General features: G+C 69.1%; 19 protein-coding genes. 10 read left to right on the top strand and 9 right to left on the bottom strand.

What is annotated here, in order from left to right; all coding sequences use genetic code 11:
- Nucleotides 1-67 precede the first annotated feature (67 nt).
- Nucleotides 68-1,252, bottom strand: a complete 1,185-nt coding sequence (locus ACO07I_RS12130; protein ID WP_422017608.1) for an FAD-dependent oxidoreductase — start codon at nucleotides 1,250-1,252, stop codon at nucleotides 68-70.
- Nucleotides 1,253-1,280: 28 nt separating this feature from the next.
- Here ACO07I_RS12130 and queF point away from each other — a divergent pair, with 28 nt between their 5' ends.
- Together queF and queG are read left to right on the top strand one after the other, a co-directional pair.
- Nucleotides 1,281-1,739 (top strand): preQ(1) synthase, encoded by a 459-nt coding sequence (gene queF, locus ACO07I_RS12135; RefSeq protein WP_422017610.1) that lies wholly within the window; start codon nucleotides 1,281-1,283, stop codon nucleotides 1,737-1,739.
- Nucleotides 1,739-2,926 carry a tRNA epoxyqueuosine(34) reductase QueG gene (gene queG / locus ACO07I_RS12140; protein ID WP_422017612.1) on the top strand — a complete coding sequence of 396 codons (1,188 nt, stop codon included), beginning with the start codon at nucleotides 1,739-1,741 and terminating at the stop codon, nucleotides 2,924-2,926. The genes queF and queG overlap by 1 nt, the downstream gene beginning before the upstream one ends.
- On the opposite strand, the gene ACO07I_RS12145 is transcribed toward queG, so the two are convergent.
- The gene (locus tag ACO07I_RS12145) at nucleotides 2,910-3,341 is read right to left on the bottom strand and encodes a nucleoside deaminase (RefSeq protein WP_422018235.1); all 432 of its coding nucleotides are present in this window, start codon (nucleotides 3,339-3,341) and stop codon (nucleotides 2,910-2,912) included. The genes queG and ACO07I_RS12145 overlap by 17 nt on opposite strands.
- A gap of 76 nt (nucleotides 3,342-3,417) precedes the next feature.
- Between ACO07I_RS12145 and ACO07I_RS12150 the strand changes: the two genes are divergently transcribed.
- Genes ACO07I_RS12150 through ACO07I_RS12170 form a run of 5 tightly spaced genes read left to right on the top strand, consistent with a single transcriptional unit; the run spans nucleotide 3,418 to nucleotide 7,567 of the window.
- Entirely contained in the window at nucleotides 3,418-4,134 is a 717-nt protein-coding gene (locus ACO07I_RS12150; RefSeq protein WP_422017614.1) for a gamma-glutamyl-gamma-aminobutyrate hydrolase family protein, read from the top strand.
- A complete protein-coding gene (locus tag ACO07I_RS12155) occupies nucleotides 4,131-4,940 on the top strand; it encodes a pseudouridine synthase (protein WP_422017616.1) in 810 nt (269 codons plus the stop codon). The genes ACO07I_RS12150 and ACO07I_RS12155 overlap by 4 nt, the downstream gene beginning before the upstream one ends.
- On the top strand, nucleotides 4,940-5,518 hold the full coding sequence (rsmD, locus tag ACO07I_RS12160; protein ID WP_422017618.1) for a 16S rRNA (guanine(966)-N(2))-methyltransferase RsmD: 579 nt from the start codon (nucleotides 4,940-4,942) through the stop codon (nucleotides 5,516-5,518). The genes ACO07I_RS12155 and rsmD overlap by 1 nt, the downstream gene beginning before the upstream one ends.
- Nucleotides 5,515-6,126, top strand: a complete 612-nt coding sequence (locus ACO07I_RS12165; protein ID WP_422017620.1) for a histidine phosphatase family protein — start codon at nucleotides 5,515-5,517, stop codon at nucleotides 6,124-6,126. Before rsmD ends, ACO07I_RS12165 begins: the two co-directional genes overlap by 4 nt.
- A gap of 31 nt (nucleotides 6,127-6,157) precedes the next feature.
- Nucleotides 6,158-7,567 carry an MATE family efflux transporter gene (locus ACO07I_RS12170; RefSeq protein WP_422017622.1) on the top strand — a complete coding sequence of 470 codons (1,410 nt, stop codon included), beginning with the start codon at nucleotides 6,158-6,160 and terminating at the stop codon, nucleotides 7,565-7,567.
- Here ACO07I_RS12170 and ACO07I_RS12175 read toward each other — a convergent pair.
- Nucleotides 7,564-8,514 (bottom strand): LysR family transcriptional regulator, encoded by a 951-nt coding sequence (locus ACO07I_RS12175; protein ID WP_422017624.1) that lies wholly within the window; start codon nucleotides 8,512-8,514, stop codon nucleotides 7,564-7,566. The two genes, ACO07I_RS12170 and ACO07I_RS12175, sit on opposite strands and share 4 nt — an antisense overlap.
- 129 nt (nucleotides 8,515-8,643) lie before the next feature.
- Between ACO07I_RS12175 and ACO07I_RS12180 the strand changes: the two genes are divergently transcribed.
- From ACO07I_RS12180 to ACO07I_RS12190, 3 genes are all read left to right on the top strand, one after another.
- Nucleotides 8,644-9,609: a Bug family tripartite tricarboxylate transporter substrate binding protein gene (locus tag ACO07I_RS12180; protein ID WP_422017626.1), complete on the top strand. Its 966-nt coding sequence runs from the start codon at nucleotides 8,644-8,646 to the stop codon at nucleotides 9,607-9,609.
- 76 nt (nucleotides 9,610-9,685) lie between these two features.
- Nucleotides 9,686-11,323 carry a thiamine pyrophosphate-binding protein gene (locus ACO07I_RS12185; RefSeq protein ID WP_422018237.1) on the top strand — a complete coding sequence of 546 codons (1,638 nt, stop codon included), beginning with the start codon at nucleotides 9,686-9,688 and terminating at the stop codon, nucleotides 11,321-11,323.
- A gap of 9 nt (nucleotides 11,324-11,332) precedes the next feature.
- Nucleotides 11,333-13,465: an acetate--CoA ligase family protein gene (locus ACO07I_RS12190; RefSeq protein WP_422017628.1), complete on the top strand. Its 2,133-nt coding sequence runs from the start codon at nucleotides 11,333-11,335 to the stop codon at nucleotides 13,463-13,465.
- A gap of 6 nt (nucleotides 13,466-13,471) precedes the next feature.
- Here the strand turns inward: ACO07I_RS12190 and ACO07I_RS12195 are convergent, their stop codons facing one another.
- The 6 genes from ACO07I_RS12195 to ACO07I_RS12220 all read right to left on the bottom strand — a co-directional run bounded on the left by ACO07I_RS12195 (nucleotide 13,472) and on the right by ACO07I_RS12220 (nucleotide 20,375).
- Nucleotides 13,472-13,945 carry a hypothetical protein gene (locus ACO07I_RS12195; protein WP_422017630.1) on the bottom strand — a complete coding sequence of 158 codons (474 nt, stop codon included), beginning with the start codon at nucleotides 13,943-13,945 and terminating at the stop codon, nucleotides 13,472-13,474.
- On the bottom strand, nucleotides 13,942-15,768 hold the full coding sequence (gene mutL, locus ACO07I_RS12200) for a DNA mismatch repair endonuclease MutL (protein WP_422017632.1): 1,827 nt from the start codon (nucleotides 15,766-15,768) through the stop codon (nucleotides 13,942-13,944). Before mutL ends, ACO07I_RS12195 begins: the two co-directional genes overlap by 4 nt.
- Nucleotides 15,769-15,780: 12 nt before the next feature.
- Complete coding sequence (locus tag ACO07I_RS12205; RefSeq protein WP_422017634.1) at nucleotides 15,781-17,103, bottom strand: glucose-6-phosphate isomerase; 1,323 nt, start codon at nucleotides 17,101-17,103, stop codon at nucleotides 15,781-15,783.
- A gap of 16 nt (nucleotides 17,104-17,119) precedes the next feature.
- The gene (locus ACO07I_RS12210; protein WP_422017636.1) at nucleotides 17,120-18,445 is read right to left on the bottom strand and encodes a M16 family metallopeptidase; all 1,326 of its coding nucleotides are present in this window, start codon (nucleotides 18,443-18,445) and stop codon (nucleotides 17,120-17,122) included.
- Nucleotides 18,442-19,665, bottom strand: coding sequence for a M16 family metallopeptidase (locus tag ACO07I_RS12215; protein ID WP_422017638.1), 1,224 nt, complete (start codon nucleotides 19,663-19,665; stop codon nucleotides 18,442-18,444). The genes ACO07I_RS12210 and ACO07I_RS12215 overlap by 4 nt, the downstream gene beginning before the upstream one ends.
- A 152-nt stretch (nucleotides 19,666-19,817) precedes the next feature.
- Nucleotides 19,818-20,375, bottom strand: a complete 558-nt coding sequence (locus ACO07I_RS12220) for a DUF3035 domain-containing protein (RefSeq protein WP_422017640.1) — start codon at nucleotides 20,373-20,375, stop codon at nucleotides 19,818-19,820.
- Nucleotides 20,376-20,433 lie beyond the last annotated feature (58 nt).

Raw genomic sequence — 20,433 nt, forward strand, 5'->3', positions numbered from 1 at the left:
GGGCAAGGTATAGAGCCGCCGGCGCTGGAGCGCGACAGGCGAAATGCCCGCGCCCCGCGACGAACGATCAGTCGCCCTGCGCGATGTCGAGCAGCGCCTGCCACTCCACGAGCTTGATCCGCGGCCGTCCCTGCGCGGCGCCGGCAGCGATTTCCGCCTTGTCGATGCGGCGCCAGCCCTCGGCGTCGACGCAGAGCGGCAGGATGTCGGGGCCGCTCTTGGGATCGCGGTCCTCGAGGAAGTCGATCACCTGCTTGGCCACGGCATGACTGTCGGCGCGATTGGTCGGGATGGTGCCGCTGGGGCCGCGGCGCGCCCAGCCCACCGGGAACACGCTCTCGGCCTGCGGGAACGGCTCGCCGGTATAGCCGATGCAGGTCACGACCAGGTCGGCGGCAAGGGGTCCCGTCGAGAGTTCGAGCGTACCTGGCCGGATCGCCGTCGGCGTCTCATGGAAACGGAAATGCACCGTCACCGGCTTCTCGCCCGGCGTCTGCGCGGCGAAGCGCTTCAGGGTCTCGATGTTCTTGGCCTTGCGCAGCCGTTCCGGCGTCGGATCGGCGGCCGGCGCCTCGGCGGTCAGCACGCTGGCATCGGCAACCGACACGGCGCGCGCCAGCCGGCCCATCTCGGCCAGCTCGTTGGTGGTGAAGGAGGCCTCCGCGGCGCCGCGCCGGCCGATCACGTGGATGTCGGCGATCGGCGCCGCCGCGATCGCCGCCCCCGCCTCGGGCACGATGTCGGACTTGGTCATTTCCTCAGGCGCCTTGGCCAGCAGGCGCGCGACGTCGAGCGCCACGTTGCCGTTGCCGATCACCGCCACGGACTTCACGCCCGAGAGGTCGGGACCGCCCCGGAAGTCAGGATGGCCGTTCAGCCAGGCGACGAAGCGCCACGAGCCCCAGACATGCGGCAGATCCTCGCCGGGAATGCCCAGCTTGCGGTCGACCACCATGCCGGTGGCGACCACGACCGCGTCGTAGGACTGGATGACCTCGTCCCAGGTCAGGTCGCGGCCGATCTCGATGTTGCCGGCGAAGCGCAGGTCGGGCTGGGCGAGTAGCCGGTCGAACTGGCGGACCACGGCCTTGGTGCCCTGGTGATCGGGCGCGACACCCGCCCGCACCAGCCCGAACGGCGTCGGCAGGCGATCGATGATGTCGATGCGAAGGTCCGGACGGCCGCGCAACAGCCCGTCCGCAGCGTAGAAGCCGGACGGGCCGGCGCCGACGATAGCAACCCTGTGAGTCATGGCGGCCCGCTTAGCATATGATGGGCGCATGGCTAAATACGCAAAACTCCGTCAGCTCGGACAGGCGACCGCCCTGCCCGCCTCGCCCGACCAGGCCGTCCTCGAGACGGTGCCCAACCCGCATCCGGGCACGCTCTATCTCGCCCGCTTCACGCAGCCGGAATTCACCTCGCTCTGCCCGGTGACCGGCCAGCCCGATTTCGCGCATCTGGTGATCGACTATGTCCCGCGCGCAAAACTGGTCGAGAGCAAGTCGCTGAAGCTCTACCTCAACAGCTTCCGCAACGAGGCCGCCTTCCACGAGGATTGCACCGTGGGCATCGGCAAGCGCCTGGTGAAGGTGCTGGCGCCGCGCTGGCTGCGCATCGCAGGCTACTGGTATCCGCGCGGCGGCATGCCGATCGACGTGTTCTGGCAGACCGCCGCGCCGCCCAAGGGTCTTTGGCTTCCCGAGACCGGCGTGGCGCCCTATCGCGGCCGGGGTTGATGGCGAAGCTGCCGCCCCGTCCCAAGCGGCCTCCTAAGCCCGCGACGCCGCGCGAGCTGCGCGACGCGATTGCCGCCAAGGCGCTGGAGCTGGGCTTCGACGCCGTGGCCTTCGCGCCGGCGCAGCTCTCGCCCGAGGCGCGGCAGTTGCGACGGGAGCGCATGGAAGCGTTCCTGGCGCGCGGCTTCCAGGGCGACATGGGATGGCTGGTCGACCGCGCCGAGCAACGCATCGATCCGTCCGCCCTGTGGCCCGAAGCGCGCACGGTCGTGTCGGTCGCGCTCAACTACGGGCCGGCCGGCGACCCGCGCTTTGCGCTCGAGGAGCGCGAGCGCGGTGCGGTCTCGGTCTATGCGCAGGGCCGCGACTATCACGACGTGATGAAGAGCCGGCTGAAGCAGCTCGGCCGCTTCATCTGGGACACCTATCACGAGAGTCTTAAGGTCTTCGTCGACACCGCGCCGCTGATGGAGAAGCTCGCCGCGCAGCAGGCCGGCCATGGCTGGCAGGGCAAGCACACCAACCTCGTGTCGCGCCGCTTCGGCTCCTGGCTGTTCCTGGGCGAACTGCTGCTGTCGATCGAACTGCCGCCCGACGCGCCCGAGACCGATCATTGCGGCCAGTGCCGCGCCTGCCTCGATTCCTGCCCGACCAATGCGTTCCCCGCGCCCTATCAGCTCGATGCCCGGCGCTGCATCTCCTATCTCACCATCGAACATGCCGGCCCGATCGATCGCGAATTCCGGACGGCGCTGGGCAATCGCATCTATGGCTGCGACGACTGCCTGGCCGCCTGCCCGTGGAACAAGTTCGCCCAATACGCGCGCGAGGCCGCCTTCACGCCGCGCGCCGAACTGCAGGCGCCGCTGCTGGCCGAACTCGCCACCCTCGACGATCCGACCTTCCGCACCCGCTTCTCGGGAACGGCGGTGAAACGTATCGGCCGCGACCGCTTCCTGCGCAACGTCGCCTATGCGCTGGGCAACAGCGGCGCGCCCGTCACCGCCCTGCCCGCCGTCGAACGCCTGCTGGCCGACGCTTCGCCCCTGGTGCGCGGCGCTGCCGTCTGGGCCCTGTCGCAACTCGTGCCGGCCGAATTCGCGCGACGCGGCCGGAGTGTCGATGATCCCGACCCGCACGTCCGCAGCGAATGGCAGGCAGCGCTGAGAACTACCGCCGCTCCCTGAAGAAGGCCCGCAGCAGCTCACCCGCCTCGCGTTCGCCGACGCCGGGATAGAGCTCGGGGCGGTGGTGGCAGGTCGGCTGGTCGAAGATGCGCGGGCCCTGCTCGATGCCGCCACCCTTGGGATCGGCGGCACCCCAGTAGACACGGCGCAGACGGGCGAAGGAAATCGCCTGGGCGCACATCGGACAGGGCTCCAGCGTGACGTAGAGGTCGCAGCCGACCAGCCGCGGCGAGCCAAGCGCGGCGGCGGCGGCGCGGATCGCCAGCAGCTCGGCATGGGCAGTCGGGTCCTTCAACTCCTCGGTGCGGTTGCCGGCCTCGGCCAGCACCGCGCCATCGGGGCCTACGATCACGCAGCCGATCGGCACCTCGCCGCGCGCGCCGGCCGCGCGGGCGGCGGCGAGGGCCTTGTCCATCGGCGTCGACTTGTGTGAGTCCGGCATCGCGGGCGCACTATAGCGCGCGGCGACGCGCGCGCGTATCTTGGCGCACATGCCCCGTCCCCTGATCGGAGTCACCCTGGATGCTGAAAAGCCAGGCGGATACTCCAAGTTTCCCTGGTATGCGCTGCGCCAGAACTACCTCGACGCGATCGACGCGGCGGGTGGTCTGGCCATTGCGCTACCGCACGAGCCCGACCGGGTCGCCGACTATCTGGAGCGCATCGACGCGCTGGTGGTGACCGGCGGCGCCTTCGACGTCGACCCGTCCTACTATGGCGGCGGCGCGAAGCATTCGACGGTGGTCACCAAGGACCGCCGTACCGCCTTCGAGTTCGGCGTCACCAAGGGCGCGCTCGCGCAGAACAAGCCGGTGCTGGGCATCTGCGGCGGCCAGCAACTGCTGCATGTCGTGCTGGGCGGCAAGCTGATCCAGCACATTCCCGACGCGATCGCCGATGCGCTGGCGCACGAGCAGCCCAACCCGCGCGACGAGCCCGGCCACGTCGTGAAGGTGGCCAAGGGCACGCAGCTGCACGGCATCGTCGGCACCGAGGAGCTGCAGGTGAACAGCGCCCATCACCAGGCCGCCGCCGATTCGCCGGAGGGTATCGTGGTGAACGCCACCGCGCCGGACGGCGTGATCGAGGGCATCGAGGCGCCGGCCTACCGTTTCTGCATCGGCGTGCAGTGGCATCCTGAATTCCATATCTCCGAAGGCGACGCGAAATTGTTCCGCGCCTTCCTGGGAGCGGCGGGCACAAAGTGAACGAACAACCTGTCAAGGAAGGCGAGCGCATCGCCAAGCGCCTGGCGCGCGCGGGCCTGTGCTCGCGCCGCGATGCCGAACGCTGGATCGAGGAAGGCCGCGTCAAGGTCGATGGCAAGGTGCTGGAGACGCCGGCCTGCGTCGTCACCGACAAGAGCGTGATCGAGGTCGACGGCAAGCCCTTGCCCACCGCCGACCGGGCGCGCATGTGGCGCTATCACAAGCCGCCGAGCGAGATGGTGACCGCCCGCGACCCCGAGGGACGCCGCACCATCTTCGACTCGCTGCCCAAGGGCATGCCGAGGGTCGTCACGATCGGCCGCCTCGATTACTTCTCGGAAGGGCTGCTGCTGCTGACCAACGATGGCGGGCTGGCGCGCCAGCTCGAACTGCCGGCCAATGGCTGGACGCGCCGCTATCGCGCCCGCGTCCACGGCGCCGTTGACGAGGCGAAGCTGGCGGAACTGGCCAACGGCATCACCATCGAGGGCGTGCGCTACGGTCCCATCCAGGCCAGCCTCGACCGCCAGCAGCGCTCCAATGCCTGGATCGACATCGCGCTGGCCGAGGGCAAGAACCGCGAAGTCCGCCGCGTGCTGGCCCATCTCGACCTGCCGGTGGTGCGCCTGATCCGCGTGGCCTTCGGGCCGTTCCATCTCGGCGAAGTCGAACGCGGCCATGTCGACGAGATTCCGCCGCAGGCGCTCGAAAACCTGCTGGGCGTGAAGCGCCCGCCGCGCAAGGAAGGCTGGGCCAAGCCCAAACACAAGCCTGCCCCGCCCCACGCCAAGCGCCGGCGGCACTGATGATCAGGATCATCGGCGGCAAGCATCGCGGCCGCATGCTCGCGACCCCGGAGGGCGAGGCCACGCGCCCCACCTCCAATCGCGCGCGCGAGTCGCTGTTCAATATCCTGCTGCACGCGAACTGGCGCGAGGACGAGGAGGACGGCACCTCGCCGCTGATCGACGCGCGCGTGCTCGACGCCTATGCCGGCTCCGGCGCGCTGGGGCTGGAGGCGCTGTCGCGCGGCGCGGCCCACGCCACCTTCCTCGACAACGATGCCGCCGCGATCAAGGCGATCGGCGAGAACCTGCGCAAGCTCGGCGAGACCGGCGCGGCCAAGGTGGTGCGGGCCGATGCAACGCGGCCGCCACCGTCGCGCGAGGCCTGCGATCTCGTCCTGCTCGATCCGCCCTATCGGTCGGGCCAGGCCCGCGCCGCGATGACGGCCCTCGCGGCTGCCGGCTGGATGACGCCGGGCTGCATCGTCACCGTCGAGTGCGCGCACAACGAGGATCTGCTGCCGCCGCCCGGCTTCGCGGCGATCGACGAACGTCGCTATGGCGCCGCCAAGATCGTGATCCTCAAGCGGACGGCATGAAGCTCGGCGCGCCTCTCTACATGCTGCGGCACGGCGAGACCGCCTGGAACACCGAGCGGCGCATGCAGGGCAGCAAGAACTCCGACCTGACCGCGCGCGGGCGCGTCCAGGCGCTGGCGATGGGGCGCACGCTCAAGCGCGAACTCGAGCGCGAACCGGGACCGACGATCTTCCTGCGCAGTCCCTTGGGGCGCACGCGCGAGACCTCCGACATCATCGGCCAGGAGCTGGGGCTTTCCGCCGCCGACTGGCGCGAGGATATCAGGCTGGCCGAACTCTCATACGGCACGTGGGAAGGCTTCTCGTGGGCCGAGATCGAGATGACGCACCCCACGGCGCTGGCCGACTGGCGCGCCGATCCGCACGGCTACTGCCCGCCGGGCGGCGAAACCCATGCCGATCTTCGCCGGCGCTGCGAGACCATGCTGGCGGAGATCGCCGCATCCGGCACGCGCACCGTGGTGGTGAGCCACGGCGTCAGCGGCGCGGTCATGCGCGGCCTCAATCTCGGACTCGATGCCCGCGCCATGTTCGTTCTGGAGAAACCTCAGGACGCCTTCTTCCGCCTGCTCGCCGGAAGCGAAGAGCGCATCGCCTGCGACCTGTGATCGTAACGGGGTGCCGGCTATAAGCGCCGGCATGAACGAGGACGCGCAGAGCAGGACGCCGGAACAAGCCAGCAGGCCGACATGGGCAGGGGAAGCCCGCGCGACCCTGCTGCTCGCCTGGCCGCTCATCCTCACCAATGTCGCGCAGACGCTGATGACGGCGACCGACGTGGTGATGATGGGCTGGCTGGGCCCCGATGCGCTGGCCGCCGGCGCGCTGGGCGCCAACCTCTACTTCGCGACCATGATCTTCGGGCTCGGCCTCACCACGGCGACCGCGCCGATGATCGCGCGCGAGCTGGGCCGCAAGGGCCACTCGGTGCGCGACGTGCGCCGCACGGTGCGCCAGGGCATGTGGATGGCGGCCGTCGTCACCGTGCCGATCTGGATCGTGCTGTGGCAGAGCGAGGCGATCCTGCTGGCGATGGGCCAGGAGCCGGCGCTCGCCAAGTCCGCCGCGGACTATGTGCGTGCCCTGCAATGGTCGCTGCTGCCGTTCTTCCTCTTCCTCGTGCTGCGCTCCTTCGTCTCGGCCCTGGAGCGGCCCTTGTGGGCGCTCGCCGCGGGCATCGTCGGCGTGATCGCGAACGCCGGGTTGGCCTGGGTGCTGATCTTCGGCCATTTCGGCTTTCCGCAGCTCGGGCTGGTCGGTGCCGGCTATGCCACGACCTTCGCCGACACGCTGATGTTCCTTCTGCTCGCGGCCGTCATCCTCACCGACCGCAAGTTCCGCCGCTATCACCTGTTCGGCCGGTTCTGGCGCGCGGACTGGCCGCGCTTCCGCGAACTTTGGCATCTCGGCCTGCCGATCGGCGCGACCCTGGTGTTCGAGGTCGCCGTCTTCAATGGCGCGACATTCCTGATGGGCCTGATCGGCGCCGCCTCGCTGGCGGCTCACTCGGTCGCCATGCAGCTGGCCTCGCTCTCGTTCATGGTTCCGCTGGGGCTGGCCCAGGCCGCAACCGTGCGCGTCGGCCGGGCCTTCGGGGCGCACGACAGGGAGGGCATCCGCCGCGCCGGCTGGACGGCCTACGTCATGGGCGTGGGATTCATGGCGCTGACGGGGCTGGCGATGGTCCTGGCGCCGCGCCCGCTGGTCGGCCTGTTCCTCGATCTCGACGCGCCGGCCAATCTGCCCGTGATCGAGCTGGCGGTGAGCTTCCTCATGGTCGCAGCGCTGTTCCAGGTGGCCGATGGCGGCCAGGCGGTCGCGGCCGGCATGCTGCGCGGCCTGCACGATACGCGCGTGCCCATGGTCTATGCCGGCATTGGCTACTGGGGCATCGGCCTGCTGCTGGGCGTCGGGCTCGCCTTCCAGGGCGGGATGGCCGGCTTCGGCCTGTGGATCGGACTGGCCACCGGCCTCACCGTCGTGGCGATCCTGCTGCTTGTCCGCTGGCTGCGGCGCGAACGGCTGGGGTTGATGGCGCCCGGCTGCTAGTGCCTGCGCCCGCGCGCGCGCTGCCTATCGGCAGCCACGATCTGGGCGAAATGCGCCCGGATGACCTCCTGGAAGCCAAGCGCCGCCTCCGACATGGGCCTGCCCTTCAGCCGCATCAGCGCGAGCGTGCCGCTGAACTGGCGGGGATCGATGGGCAGCGAGCGCAGCAGCGGATCGTTGGGCAGAGACGTGTTCACGAGGATGGTCACGCCCATCTTGCGGCGGACGAACTGGGCGATCGCGCTGTAGGTGTTGAGGGTGATCGTATAGTCGAGGCGGAAGCCCGCCTTCGCCGCCGCGCCATCCATGATCCGTCGCATGTTGGAGGCCGGTGGCATCGACACCAGCGGCTCGCCGCGCAGGTCCGCGAGGTGCAGCCGGTCGCGCGTGGCAAAGCGATGATCCTTGTGAAAGACCGCGTGATAGGTGGTCTTGCACAATTCCTCGATCACCAGGTCGTCGTGCGGCTCGGTGGGCGCGCCAATGCCGAAATCGACATGGCCCGAGCGGACCAGGCCGATCGAACTGCTCTGGATGCCCTCGTGGACGTTGACCACGACATTGGGCCGCGAGCGCTTGTACTTGATGATCAGGGCGGCGAGCATGTTGGTCGCGAAGGCCATCGGGCAGGAGATGGAGAGATGGCCGCGCGCCTGCTGCTTCAGCTCGCGCAGGACGCCCGAGCTCAGTTCCAGATCGTGGAGGATGCGCTCTGCCAGCGGCACGAACTCCACTCCGGCACTCGTCAGGGTGACGTGCCGGGTCGTGCGTTCGAACAGCGGCGTTCCCAACTCCTCCTCCGCCGAACGGATCATGCGCGAGAGGCCGGGCTGCGAGAGCTCGAGCTCGGCAGCGGCGGCAATGAAGCTCGAATAGCGCGCGACCGCCGCCACGGCCCTGAGCTGCCGGACCGAGAGATTGGGAATCTGGGAAGGCGGGCGCTTCATATGCTTCACGAACTTGTAAAATATATATGCGAAACTCGCATCAATTGCTCTTATCAGAACCTTATTGATATGAGAAAGGCCCACTCCTAGCGTTGTTTCCGAATTCGGGACGGTTCGGAGGCACGGCGAATGGGCAAGGTACTCGGCGCCATCGGCACCTTTCTCATGGTGCTTCTGACGGGACTCGGCGCCGGGGCGCAGCCCTATCCCGACAAACCGATCAAGCTCGTGGTCCCCTTCGCGCCCGGCGGCAGCGTCGACATCGTCGGCCGCATCCTCGCCCAGGCATTGGGCGAGGAGCTGAAGCAGTCGATCGTCGTCGAGAACCGCGCCGGTGCGGGCGGCAATATCGGCTTCGAGGCCGTCGCTCACGCAAAGCCGGACGGCTACACGCTGCTGATGGCCAGTTCGAACCTCGCGGTGAATGTCAGCCTGTACCGCACCATCGGCTACGACCCGCTGAAGGACTTCGCGCCGATCTCGCTGGTCGCGATCCAGCCCAACGTCCTGATGGTCCATCCCTCGCTGCCGGTGAAGACCGTTCCCGAACTGATCGCCTATGCCAAGGCCAATCCCGGTAAGCTCAACTTCGGCTCGTCCGGCATCGGCGCCTCCCAGCATCTCGCCGGTGAGCTGTTCAAGAGCCGCGCCGGGGTCGACATGGTCCATGTTCCCTACAAGGGCGGCGGGCCGGCCATGGCCGATCTGGTCGGCGGCCGCATCCAGCTGATGTTCGAAACCATCCCGAGCTCGATGTCCTATGTCCGGTCGGGCCAGCTGCGCGCCATCGCGGTGACGACCGAGGAGCGTTCCGCGCAATTGCCCGACGTGCCGACCGTTCAGGAAACCGTGACGGGCGTCGTCTCGCGCGGCTGGCTGGGCGTTGCGGCGCCCGCCGGCACGCCGCAGCCGATCGTCGACAGGCTGAATGGCGCGATCCACAAGGTGATCGCCCTTCCGGACGTCACGAAGCGGCTGACCGACCTCGGGCTGCAGGTGAAGGTTTCCACACCCGCAGCGTTCTCGAGCTTCATCGCCAGCGAGGTGAAGGACTTTCACACGCTGATCACCGACGCGAAGATTCCCGTGGAATAGAACGCGCCGGACGTTTGCCCGGACGTTTGCATCACCAAGAGACAGCAAGAAAAGCAGAGGTAACGCCGTGACTGTGATGGGCTATGAACTGCTGGCGCGTGCGCTCCAGCAGCAGGGTGTCGACACGTTCTTCTTCATCATGGGCGCGCCCATGTCTTCGGCCGAGAAGGCCGCGATCGATCTCGGCATCCGCGGGATCGACGTTCGCCACGAGCAGGCCGCGGCCATGATGGCCCATGCCTATGCCCGCCTGCGCAACTGCCCCGGCGTCTGCATGGCCTGTTCTGGCCCGGGGACGCTGAACTTCGGCACCGGCCTCGCCAATGCGCTGATGGATTGCGTACCGGTGGTGGCGCTGGGCGGCGCGAGCCCGATCGGCGAGTTCGGCCGCGGCGCCTTCCAGGAATTCGACCAGCTCGCCGCGATGAAGCCGCTCACCAAGTGGGCCGACCGCATCCTCGAGGCGCGGCGCATTCCCGAGATGGTCAACCTGGCCTTCCGCCAGGCCCTCGCGGGCAAGCCCGGGCCTGTCTATCTCGATTGCCCCAGCGACGTGCTCTATGCCGAGATCGACGAGGCCACGGTGGTGTGGCCGACCGAACCGGCCGAAGCCTTGCGCGGCCGACCGGCCGGCGATCCGGCGGCCATCGAGAAGGCGCTGGACCTGCTCTCCGGGGCCGAGCGGCCCGTGGCCATCTCGGGCAGCGGCGTGCTGTGGTCCGGCGCAGCCGAGGCGCTGGCGCGCTGGGTCGAACAGGCCGGCATGCCGCTCTACACCACGCCGCAGGGACGTGGCGTGGTGCCGGAGGACGGCCCGCACACCTTCCCCAATGCGCGCTCGACCGCGCTGCGCGAAGCCGACGTGGTCCTCGTGGTCGGCACGCGGCTGAACTACGTGTTCGGTCACGGTCAGGCGCCGCGCTTCGCAAAGGACGCCCGGCTGATCCGCATCGACATCGATCCGGCCGAAATCGCCGCAACACCGCAGGTCGAGATCGGGATCGTGGGCGACGCCCGCACGGTGCTGGAACAGATGAGCGCGGCCGCCGGCGAGCGCGTGATCGCCAAGCGCTACGGTGCCTGGCGCGAGCGGCTCGCGGCGATCGAGACCGACAAGGCGGCCAAGTTCGAAGCGCAGATCTCGACCGACCAGACGCCGATCCATCCGTTGCGCCTGTGCAAGGAGATCCGCGATTTCCTGCCGCGCGACGCCATCCTGTCCGTCGACGGGCAGGAGATCCTGAACTTCGGACGCCAGACGATTCCCACCCACGTGTTCGGCCATCGCCTCAATTCCGGCACCTTCGGCACGATGGGCGTGGGCCTGCCATTCGGCCTCGGCGCCAAGGCCGCCCGGCCCGATGCCTTCGTGATGGTGCTGCACGGCGACGGATCGTTTGGCCTCAATGGCATGGAACTCGACACCGCGGTCCGTCACAAGCTGCCGGTGCTGGTCGTCATCAGCCTCAACGGCGGCTGGACGGCCGATCCCAAGCGCATGAAGCCCGGCCGCGATCTCGGTTACACGCGCTTCCACGATCTCGCGGAATCGCTGGGCTGCGTCGGCGAATATGTCGAGAAGCCCGAGGACATCCGGCCGGCCCTGGAGCGCGCCGCAGCCGCGGTCAAGGCCGGCCGCACAGCGCTGGTCAACGTGCGCACCGATGCCGATGCCCAGGCGCAGACCGTGCGCTTCACCAAGACCATGACCTGAGCAGAGACCATGACTTCCTCGATGGACTTCCTGAAGCCGCGCTCGGTCGCGGTCATCGGCGCCTCGCGCGATCCCGTGAAGCGCGGACACCGCGCGATCAAGACCCTGCTCGGCGACGGCTACCAGGGCCGCATCCTGCCGATCAACCCCAAGGAAAGCGAAATCCTGGGCCTCGCCTGCTACCCCGACCTCGCCTCGGCGCCGGGCGAGATCGATCTCGCGCTGGTGTGCACGCCGGCGGCCGCCCTGCCCGACGTGATCCGCCTGTGCGGCCAGCGCGGTGTGCGCGCGGCCCTCGTGCTGGCCGGTGGCTTCAGTGAAGCCGGACCGGACGGCGCGGCTCTCGAAGCCCGCAGCATGGAGGCCGCCCGCGAAGGTTCCGTGCGCGTGATCGGTCCGAACACCGCCGGCATCTTCGATGCCTATACCGGCTGCAACCTGGTTGGCTGGCCCGGCGTCTATGCCGGCAAGCTGGGTGCGCTCTGCCAGTCTGGCAACGTCGCCATCGCCCTGCTGGCGCAGAGCCACAAGAATGGCCATGCCGGCTTCACGACCTTCGTCGGCGTCGGCAACGAAGGCGACATCCGCTTTCACGAATATCTCCGCTTCTACGGCGACGATCCCAACACCGGGGCGGTCATCGTCTATGTCGAAGGCTTCAAGGACGGCCCGGCCTTCCTCGATGCCTTGCGCGACGTCTCCGCGCGCAAGCCGGTCGTCCTCTACAAGGCCGGCCGCACCGACAAGGGTGAGGGCGCGGCCCGCTCGCATTCGGGATCGCTGGCCGGCAACTACGCCGTTGCGCGCGCGGCGCTGCGCCAGGCCGGCGCAATCCTCGTTGAGCGCTCGGACGAGATGTTCGCCGTCGCGGACATGGTCTCGCGCACCGCCGGCCGTCCGACGCGCCGCGTGGCGATCCTGTCGGAAGGCGGCGGCCCGATCTCGCAGGCCGTCGATGCGCTGGCCGAGCGCGGTCTCGACCTGCCCGTCCTGTCCGCCGAGACCGAGACGCGCCTCAAGAAGATCACGCCCAACGCCACGCAGTTGAACAACCCGGTCGATGCCGGCGGCGGCACCGATCCGCATCCGCGCTACATGCCGGCCTGCGGCGAGGCGATCCTGGCCGATCCCGCCGTCGATGCGCTGCTGATCGTGGGCTATTTCGGCGGCTATCAGGTCCGCTACGGCACGCCGCTCGCCGAGGCCGAGAACGAGGCCGCGCTCAAACTCGCCGCCTTCGCCAAACAGGCCGGCAAGCCGGTGATCGTCCAGTGCCACTATGCCGAGTTCCAGACCGAGGCGATTGACATCCTGCGCGCCGCCGACATCACGGTCGTGCGCTCGATCGAGATTGCCGCGGCGTGCCTTGCCGGCGCCGAGGAATTCCATCGCATCGCGACCGCAGCCCGCGAAACGAAGCCGGCCACGGTCGCGCCGCATGCCAACGAAGCATCGGCCCGGCTGGTTGCCGCCGCCCGCGCCGAGGGCCGCCAGAGCCTGCTCGAACCCGAAGCGCTCGAACTACTGGCGTCCGAGGGAATCGCGGTGCCGCCCTTTGCCGTGTTGCGCGCACCGGCTGACGTGAACAGCTTGCCGGCAGCACTCGCCGCGGCGCCGGTGGCGCTCAAGATCGTGTCGAAGGACATCCTGCACAAATCCGACGTCGGCGGCGTGAAGCTCGGCATCGCGGGCACGGCGGAGATCGAGACCCAGAGCGCGGCGCTCCGCGCCCATATCGCCAAGACCGCGCCGTCCGCCGACATTGCCGGCGTGCTGGTCGCGCCGATGGCCGCGAAGGGCGTCGAAGTGATCATCGGCGTGACCAGCGACCCGCAATTCGGACGGGTGCTGATGTTCGGCCTCGGCGGCGTCTTCGTCGAGGTGTTGAAGGACGTAGTCTTCCGCACCCTGCCGATCGACCGGCGCGAGGCCGGCCTGATGCTGGACGAGATCCGCGGCAAGGCCCTGCTCGACGGCGTCCGCGGCAACGCTCCGGTCGATCGCGAGAAGCTCGTCTCGCTGCTCCTCGACGTCTCGCGCCTTGCCCTGGCGCACCCGGAGATCGGTGAGATCGACCTCAACCCCGTGATCGTGAACGCCGACGGCTACACCATCGTCGACGCGCGCATGCTGTTGGGCTGATCGAGCCTAACGCGATAGGCGGGCGGTCCGCCGGCAGCCGCCGTTCTCGGTGACGACCAAGCCCGACGCGTCGCCACGGGCGGTGAGCTGGATGCGGCGGTGTTCGGGGCCCTTCACCGAGGCGAGACTCAGGAGATTGAACGGCGCGCCCACCTTGGCCACGCCGTGGATCTGCCACAGGCCGGGGCCCGGCGGCGGCGGCGCCGACTTGTTGGGATTGGGCACCGGCCCGCGCGCCGTGGTGTCGTAGGCCGAGCCGTCGACGAAGCCCGATTCGATGGTGAGCAGGTAGTCGAGCGGCGCATTGCACGAGCCGCCATCGCTGGTGCCGCGCCAGGTGCCGTCGAGCGGCGAGGCCGGCGCGGGTGTCGGCGTCACTCCGGGCGGCGGGGCAATGGAAGGCGCCGGCGCACGCGTCTGGGCCGAGACGCCCGACGCGGCAGCACAAGCGATCAGGAGCAGCGCGAGAAACTTCTTCATCGTCTTCCGAACAGCCGCTCGATGTCGGCCAGTTTGAGTTCGACATAGGTCGGACGGCCATGATTGCACTGGCCGGAGTGCGGTGTCGCCTCCATCTGCCGCAGCAGCGCGTTCATTTCCTCGACGGTCAGCCGCCGGCCGGCCCGCACCGAGGTATGGCAGGCAAGCGTGCCGCAGACTTCCTCGACCTTCTCCTTGAGCGACAGGTGATCGCCCATCTCGGACAGCTCGTCGGCCAGGTCGCGCACCAGGCCCTGGATATCGAGTTCGCCCAGCACGGCGGGCGTCTCGCGCACCACCACGGCGCCGAGACCAAACGGCTCCAGCACCAGGCCCATGTCGGCCAGCTCGGCGGCGCGTTGCGTGAGGCGCCGCGCGCCGTCCTCGCCGATCTCCACGACCTCCGGCAGCAGCAGCGCCTGACGCTTCACGCCCTCGGCCTCGAGCTGGGTCTTCAGCCGCTCATGCACCAGCCGCTCATGCGCGGCATGCTGATCGACGATCACAACGCCCTGGTCGGTCTGGGCCACGATGTAGGTCTCGTGCAGCTGCGCGCGCGCCACGCCCAGCGGATAGTTGCCAGGCGCGATGTTAGTTGGTTGCTCTTCGACCCGCGCTGACAAGCCATCGAGCGGCGCCATGAACTGCATCGCCGCCTCGGCAAGGCCGCGCGGCACCGACGCATAGCCGCCGCCATTGCCGTATCCGCCGCCTCCCCCACCCATCGGCAGCGGAGTCGCGAAACCCGTATGCGGACGGAAGGCGCCGAGCGCGGCATCGGACACGGTCGTGCTGGCGCGATGGCCGGCCGCCGACAGCGCGGTGCGCAGCGCGCCGACGATCATGCCGCGCACGATGCCGGCATCGCGGAAGCGGACCTCGGTCTTGGCCGGGTGGACGTTGACATCGACCATCTCGGTCGGCGCTTCGAGGAACAGCGCCACCATGGGATGGCGGTCGCGCGCCAGGAAATCCTGGTAGGCGCCGCGCACCGCCCCGGCCAGCAGCTTGTCGCGCACCGGGCGGCCGTTGACGAACAGATACTGATGCTGGCCGGTGGGTCGGTTGAGGGTCGGCAGGCCGGCAAAGCCGGTGAGGCGAAAGCCCTCGCGATTGGCGTCGATGGCCACGGCATTTTCCGCAAACTCGCGGCCCATGATGGCAGCGAGCCGCTCCAGCCGCGCGGCATCGCCCGACAGCAGCGATGGCTTGGCCGCCGCGAGGTCGATCAGGGCGCGCTCCTCGCTCTCCAGCCGGAAGGCGACCTCGGGATGGGCCATGGCGAGCCGGCGCATCGCATCGGCGACATGGCTCGATTCGGTGCGCGGCTCCTTCAGGAACTTGAGTCGCGCCGGCGTGGCGAAGAACAGCTCGCGGACTTCCACGCGGGTGCCCTGCGGATGCGCCGCGGGCCTGGGCTCGCCCTTGGCGCCGCCGTCGATCTCGAGGCTCCAGGCGGTATCGGCGCCGGCGGGCCGCGAGGTGATGGTGAAGCGGCTGACCGAGGCGATCGAGGGCAGCGCCTCGCCGCGGAAGCCGAGCGTGCGGATGTCGGTCAGGTCGTCGTCGGGCAGCTTCGAGGTGCAGTGCCGCTCGACCGCGAGCCGCAGCTCGTCGGGTGACATGCCCACGCCATCGTCGACCACGGAGAGGAAGGTGCGGCCGCCCTCCTTCAGGGTGACCGCGATGCGTCGGGCGCCTGCATCGAGCGCGTTCTCGACCAGTTCCTTCACGGCGCTGGCCGGACGCTCGACCACCTCGCCGGCGGCGATGCGGTTGACGAGCGTCGAGGGCAGGCGACGTAGGGTTCTGAGGGCGCTCATGGCGCCGTCATTTTAGGGCCGATGGCCTGTGGAAGATACGCGGGCGGCGAGATACTGGCGGGTCAGGATCTTGCCCTCCTCGACCGCCGGCTGATCGAAGGCATCGACGCCCAGAAGCTGCGCGGCGAACATCGTCTCCAGCATATAGTGCATCATCAGCGCGCCCATCACCCTTTCGTCGAGTGTGGCGATGCGCATGACGCGAGTCGGCCGGCCGTTCTTGGCGAGCGTGGCGGCGGTCGCATCGGCCTCGGCCAGCAGCAGGTCTCCCAGCGAGCGGTTCTCGAGATAGGACAGGCTCTTGTCGCCGCCCAGCGCCGCCGGAGCGATCGGCGTGCCCGTGCCCGCGGTGTCGAGGATCAGCACCGTGAACATCTTGTCCGCCGGGCCGCCGAGATAGAGCTGCAGCTGGCTGTGCTGGTCGACCGTGCCCATGGCGCGCACCGGCGTCGTGCCGTTGCCGCCCTTGCCCAGGCTCTCGGCCCAGAGCTGGCGATACCAGAAGCCGAAATAGCCCAGCCGGTCGCAATAGGGCATCAGCACCGTGGTACCGATGCCGCGCTCCCGGGCGAGCCCGACCGAGAGCGCCGCGCCGACGGCCGGGGCCAAGTCGCCGGCGTCGCTGGCCTCCAGCACCGGATCGAGCACGCTGGCCGCGCCCTCGCGCACCGCGCCGACATCGAGGCCGGCGATCATGGCCGGCAGCAGGCCGACCAGCGACAGGACGGAGAAGCGCCCGCCCACCCTGGAATCGTGATCGAGGATCGGGCAACCGATGCGGCCGGCCAGGCGGCTGAGCGCATTGTCGCTCGGCTCGGTGATGGCGATGACATGCTCGGCGAGCCTGTCCTTGCCCACCTTGGCCTCGAATTCCGGCAACAGCGTCAGGAACTGGGTCAACGTCTCGGCCGTGGTGCCGGACTTGGAGATGACGATCAGGCCGGTTCGGGCGAGCGGCAGGCGGGCCGCCAGTTCGGTGAAGGTCGCGGGATCGACATTGTCCATGAACCAGAGTTTCGGCCGCCCGTTCTGGGGCCCGAATCCCTGGTCCTTCAGCGCGACCAGGGTCTGGCCGCCGAGACTCGAACCGCCGGTGCCGAGCACGATGACATGCTCGAACTTCGCGAACCGCTCGGCATACGGCTTGAGCGGTGTCAGGTCGTCCCGCGCCCCCGGCAGGCTGAGCAGCGGCAGGGTGCCGTCGGCCTTCCATTGCCGGAACTTGTCGAGCGCCTTGCTGGCGTTCGCGAGTTCGCGGTCGAGCGCGGCGCGATGCAGACCCTGCTTGCCGACCTTGCTTTCGAGCGCGTCGTCGATCACGTGGCTGTAGAACATCGGGAAACGACTCTCCTCAGGGTTCCTGTGTGACGCCGACCGGCTTGCCGACCACCACGGTGGTCAACGCCTCGTCGCGCAGGAGGTGCCGCGCAACCTTGCGCACGTCGTCGAGCGTGACCGCGGCGATCAGCGCCGCGCGCCGCGTCAGGTGATCGGGTGACAGGCCATCGATCTGCATGGAATGCAGCAGCCCCGCGATCGAGGCCGAGGAATCGAGCGACAGCGCCAGCGCCCCCGTGAGATAGGTTTTGGCGTCGGTCAGCTCGGCCTCTGTGACGCCGTCGTTGCGCATCCGGCCCATCTCGGCGCGGATCACCTCGAGCGCCTGGGCGATGCGCTCGTTGGCGCTGCCCGTCGACATCACCAGCAGCGCGGCGCGCTTGTAGGTGCGCAGGCCGCTCGACACGCTATAGGCCAGTCCTCGCTTCTCGCGCACCTCGTTGAACAGCCGCGACTGCTGGCCGCCGCCGCCCAGCACGTGGTTCATGACCAGCGCGGCATACCAGAGCGGATCGTCGCGCTCGATGCCGGGGAGCGCCATCAACGCCGAGCTCTGCGGCACCGGGCGTTCGACGACCACGACGCGCGGCTTGGTCGGCGCCACCCATTGCGGCGGCAGCGCCGGCGGGTTGCCCGTGGGCAGCAGGCCGAAGGAACGGTCGATCTGGCGCGCGAGTTCTGCCTCGCCGATGTCGCCGACCGCGGAGACGATCAGGCCGTTGCGCAGCAGCAGCTCCGCCGCCCGCTTCTTCAACAGGTCCGGCGTGGCGGCCGCCAGTCCCTCGGGCGTGCCGTCGGGATCGGCGGCATAGGCATGGCCGGCGAACAGCGCTTCCATAAGCGTCCGGCCCGCCACCGAACCGGGACGCTGGGCGGCCTGGTTGATGCTCGCGATGGTCTGCGCACGGCGCTGGTTCAGCATGTCGGGAGCGAAGCGCGGTTCGGTGAGCGCCAGACGCAGCAGCTCGAAGCCCTCGTCGCGATTGGCCGACAGGACGCGCAGCGAACCGGTCAGCCGGTCGAGCGAAGCGTTGAAACCGAGCGAGGCGGCGGCATCTTCCTGGCGCTGGCGGAAAGCCTGCGCATCCATCGATCCCGCGCCATCGGTCAGCAGGCCCGCCATGAGATCGGTGATGCCGACCTGCCCGGCCGGGTCGGTGGCGGTGCCGCCGGAGAACGAAAAGGACAGCGCCACGATGGGCGTGCTCTTGTCCTCGACCAGCCAGGCCTTGATGCCGAGCGGCGTCGTGATTTCCTTGATCTCGATCGCGCCTGCCACGGCCGGCAGCAGTACGAAGAGGCCGGCGAGCGCCGCCGCGAAGGCGCGCAGCGGCTTCATCCGCCCCTCGCCGCCGGCGTCAACAGGGCGGTGACGGCGCCGTCGTCGCGCCAGACATGCCGGGCGGCCGCCAGCACCTCGTCGCGCGTCACGGCGGAAATGCGCTGCGGCCAGGCATCGACGTCGGCCACGGTATTGCCGGTGCTGAGCGCCGTGCCGTAGATGCGCGGGCCGCTCGCCAGCGAATCCTGCGAATAGATCGCGGCGGCCAGCAACTGGTTCTGCGCGCGCCCGACCTCCTCGGCCGTGACGCCGCCGTCGAGCAGTTTCTTCATCTCGCCGGTCACTGCCTCCTCGACTTCCTCGATGCTGCGCGACTTGGCGGGATGGACGCCGATGTCGAAGGAGGTGAGGCCGAGGCTGGAGGCGCCGTAGGAAGCCCAGGCCGAGAGACCGATCCTGCGCTCCTCCACCAGGACCCGCGACAGGCGACTGGTCTCGCTGCCGCCGAACAGGCGCGCCAGGACCTGGAGGGCATAGGCATACTTCGTCTCGCCCACGCGATAGGACGGCGCCAGCCACAGCCGCGACCAGCGCGGCTCGGCGACGCGGGGATCGGCGCGCACCACCTTCTGCGGCAGGTCGGTGCCGCCCTGCGCGGGGCGCAGACGCGGTCCGATCTCGCGACGAGCGATCGGCCCGTAATACCGTTCGCCCAGTTCGCGTACCTTTTCCGTCGTGGTGTCGCCCGCTACGATCAGGATCGCGTTGTTGGGCGCATAGTGCCGCCGATGGAAGCTCGCCAGATCCTCGACGCCAAGGTTCCGGATGTCCTCGGGGTAGCCGATGACCGGCATGGCATAGGGTTTGTGCAGTCCGTAGAGTCGCTCGCGCACCGCCTCGTCGAGCAGCGACGCCGGCACGTTGTCGGTGCGCATGCGGCGTTCCTCGAGGATGACCTGTCGCTCCGGCACGATCTCCTGCTCGGTGAGCCGCACGTTGGTCATGCGGTCGGCTTCCATGCGCATCACCAGCTCGAGCTGTTCGGCCGCGATGGTCTGGTGATAGCCGGTGGAATCGAAGGTCGTGTAGGCGTTGTCACGGCCGCCGTTACGCGAGACGATTCGCGAGAATTCGCCGGCCGGCACCTGATCGGTGCCCTTGAACATCATGTGCTCGAGGAAATGGGCGGCGCCGGTATTGCCGAACGTCTCATCGGCGCTGCCGACCTTGTAGACGACGACCTGGGTCACGATCGGCGCCCGCCGCGACGGCAGCACGATGACCTGGAGCCCGTTGGCGAGGGTGAAGGTCTCGGCATTTCGCCGGCCGACGGCAAACAGCTTGGCGAGCGCCGGGCCGGACGGCGTGAGGGCCGCGCCCGCGAGCAGGCCGCCGAGGAGTGCGCGGCGGCCGGGGAGCGGCCCGGAACTCAGAAGATGCCTTCGAGCAGGCCGCGCTTGCGACGGGTGATGGTGGGCGTCGGGCCGGCGGCCGGCTGCCCGGAGGCCTGGGCATCGCGGATGCGCTGCTGCTCCTTGGCCGGATCGACCAGCACGCCCGGCGGCGGCGAATCCTGCCAGAAGATCAGACCGTCGATGAACGACTTGTCGCTCTCGGCCAAGGTCTTGGTGTCGGTGTTGACCTGTCCGCGGATGTTGGGATCGATGCCGCCCTTGCCAGCGCGGGCGACCAGCGACTGCTCGGCGCTGCTGCCCGATCGCGGTGCATCCGGTCCGGCATTGACACGCGCCTGGGTGCGGCCGGCCAGTGCGGGCGACAGCGCCTCCTTGGCCTGATCGGCGGGCGTGACTTCCTGCGGACGCGGCTCACCCGGCCGCGGCGGCCGAAGCTCCGCATTGGGCGGCATGGTCAGCGGCGAATGCGAGACGATCTTGAACTCGTCCGGCGACGTTTTCTTTCCGCCCCCGAGACTCGAGAACGCCGAGCAGCCCCCGAGCGCGAGGGTGCCGCAGGCCAGAAGAGCCAATGGAACTGGGAGGAGAGTCGATTTCATCATCCGTCCTTGGTCGTAAACTTTTGTCCGC

Origin of the sequence: Reyranella sp. (assembly GCF_965227665.1) — a bacterium.
Classification (GTDB): Bacteria; Pseudomonadota; Alphaproteobacteria; order Reyranellales; family Reyranellaceae; genus Reyranella.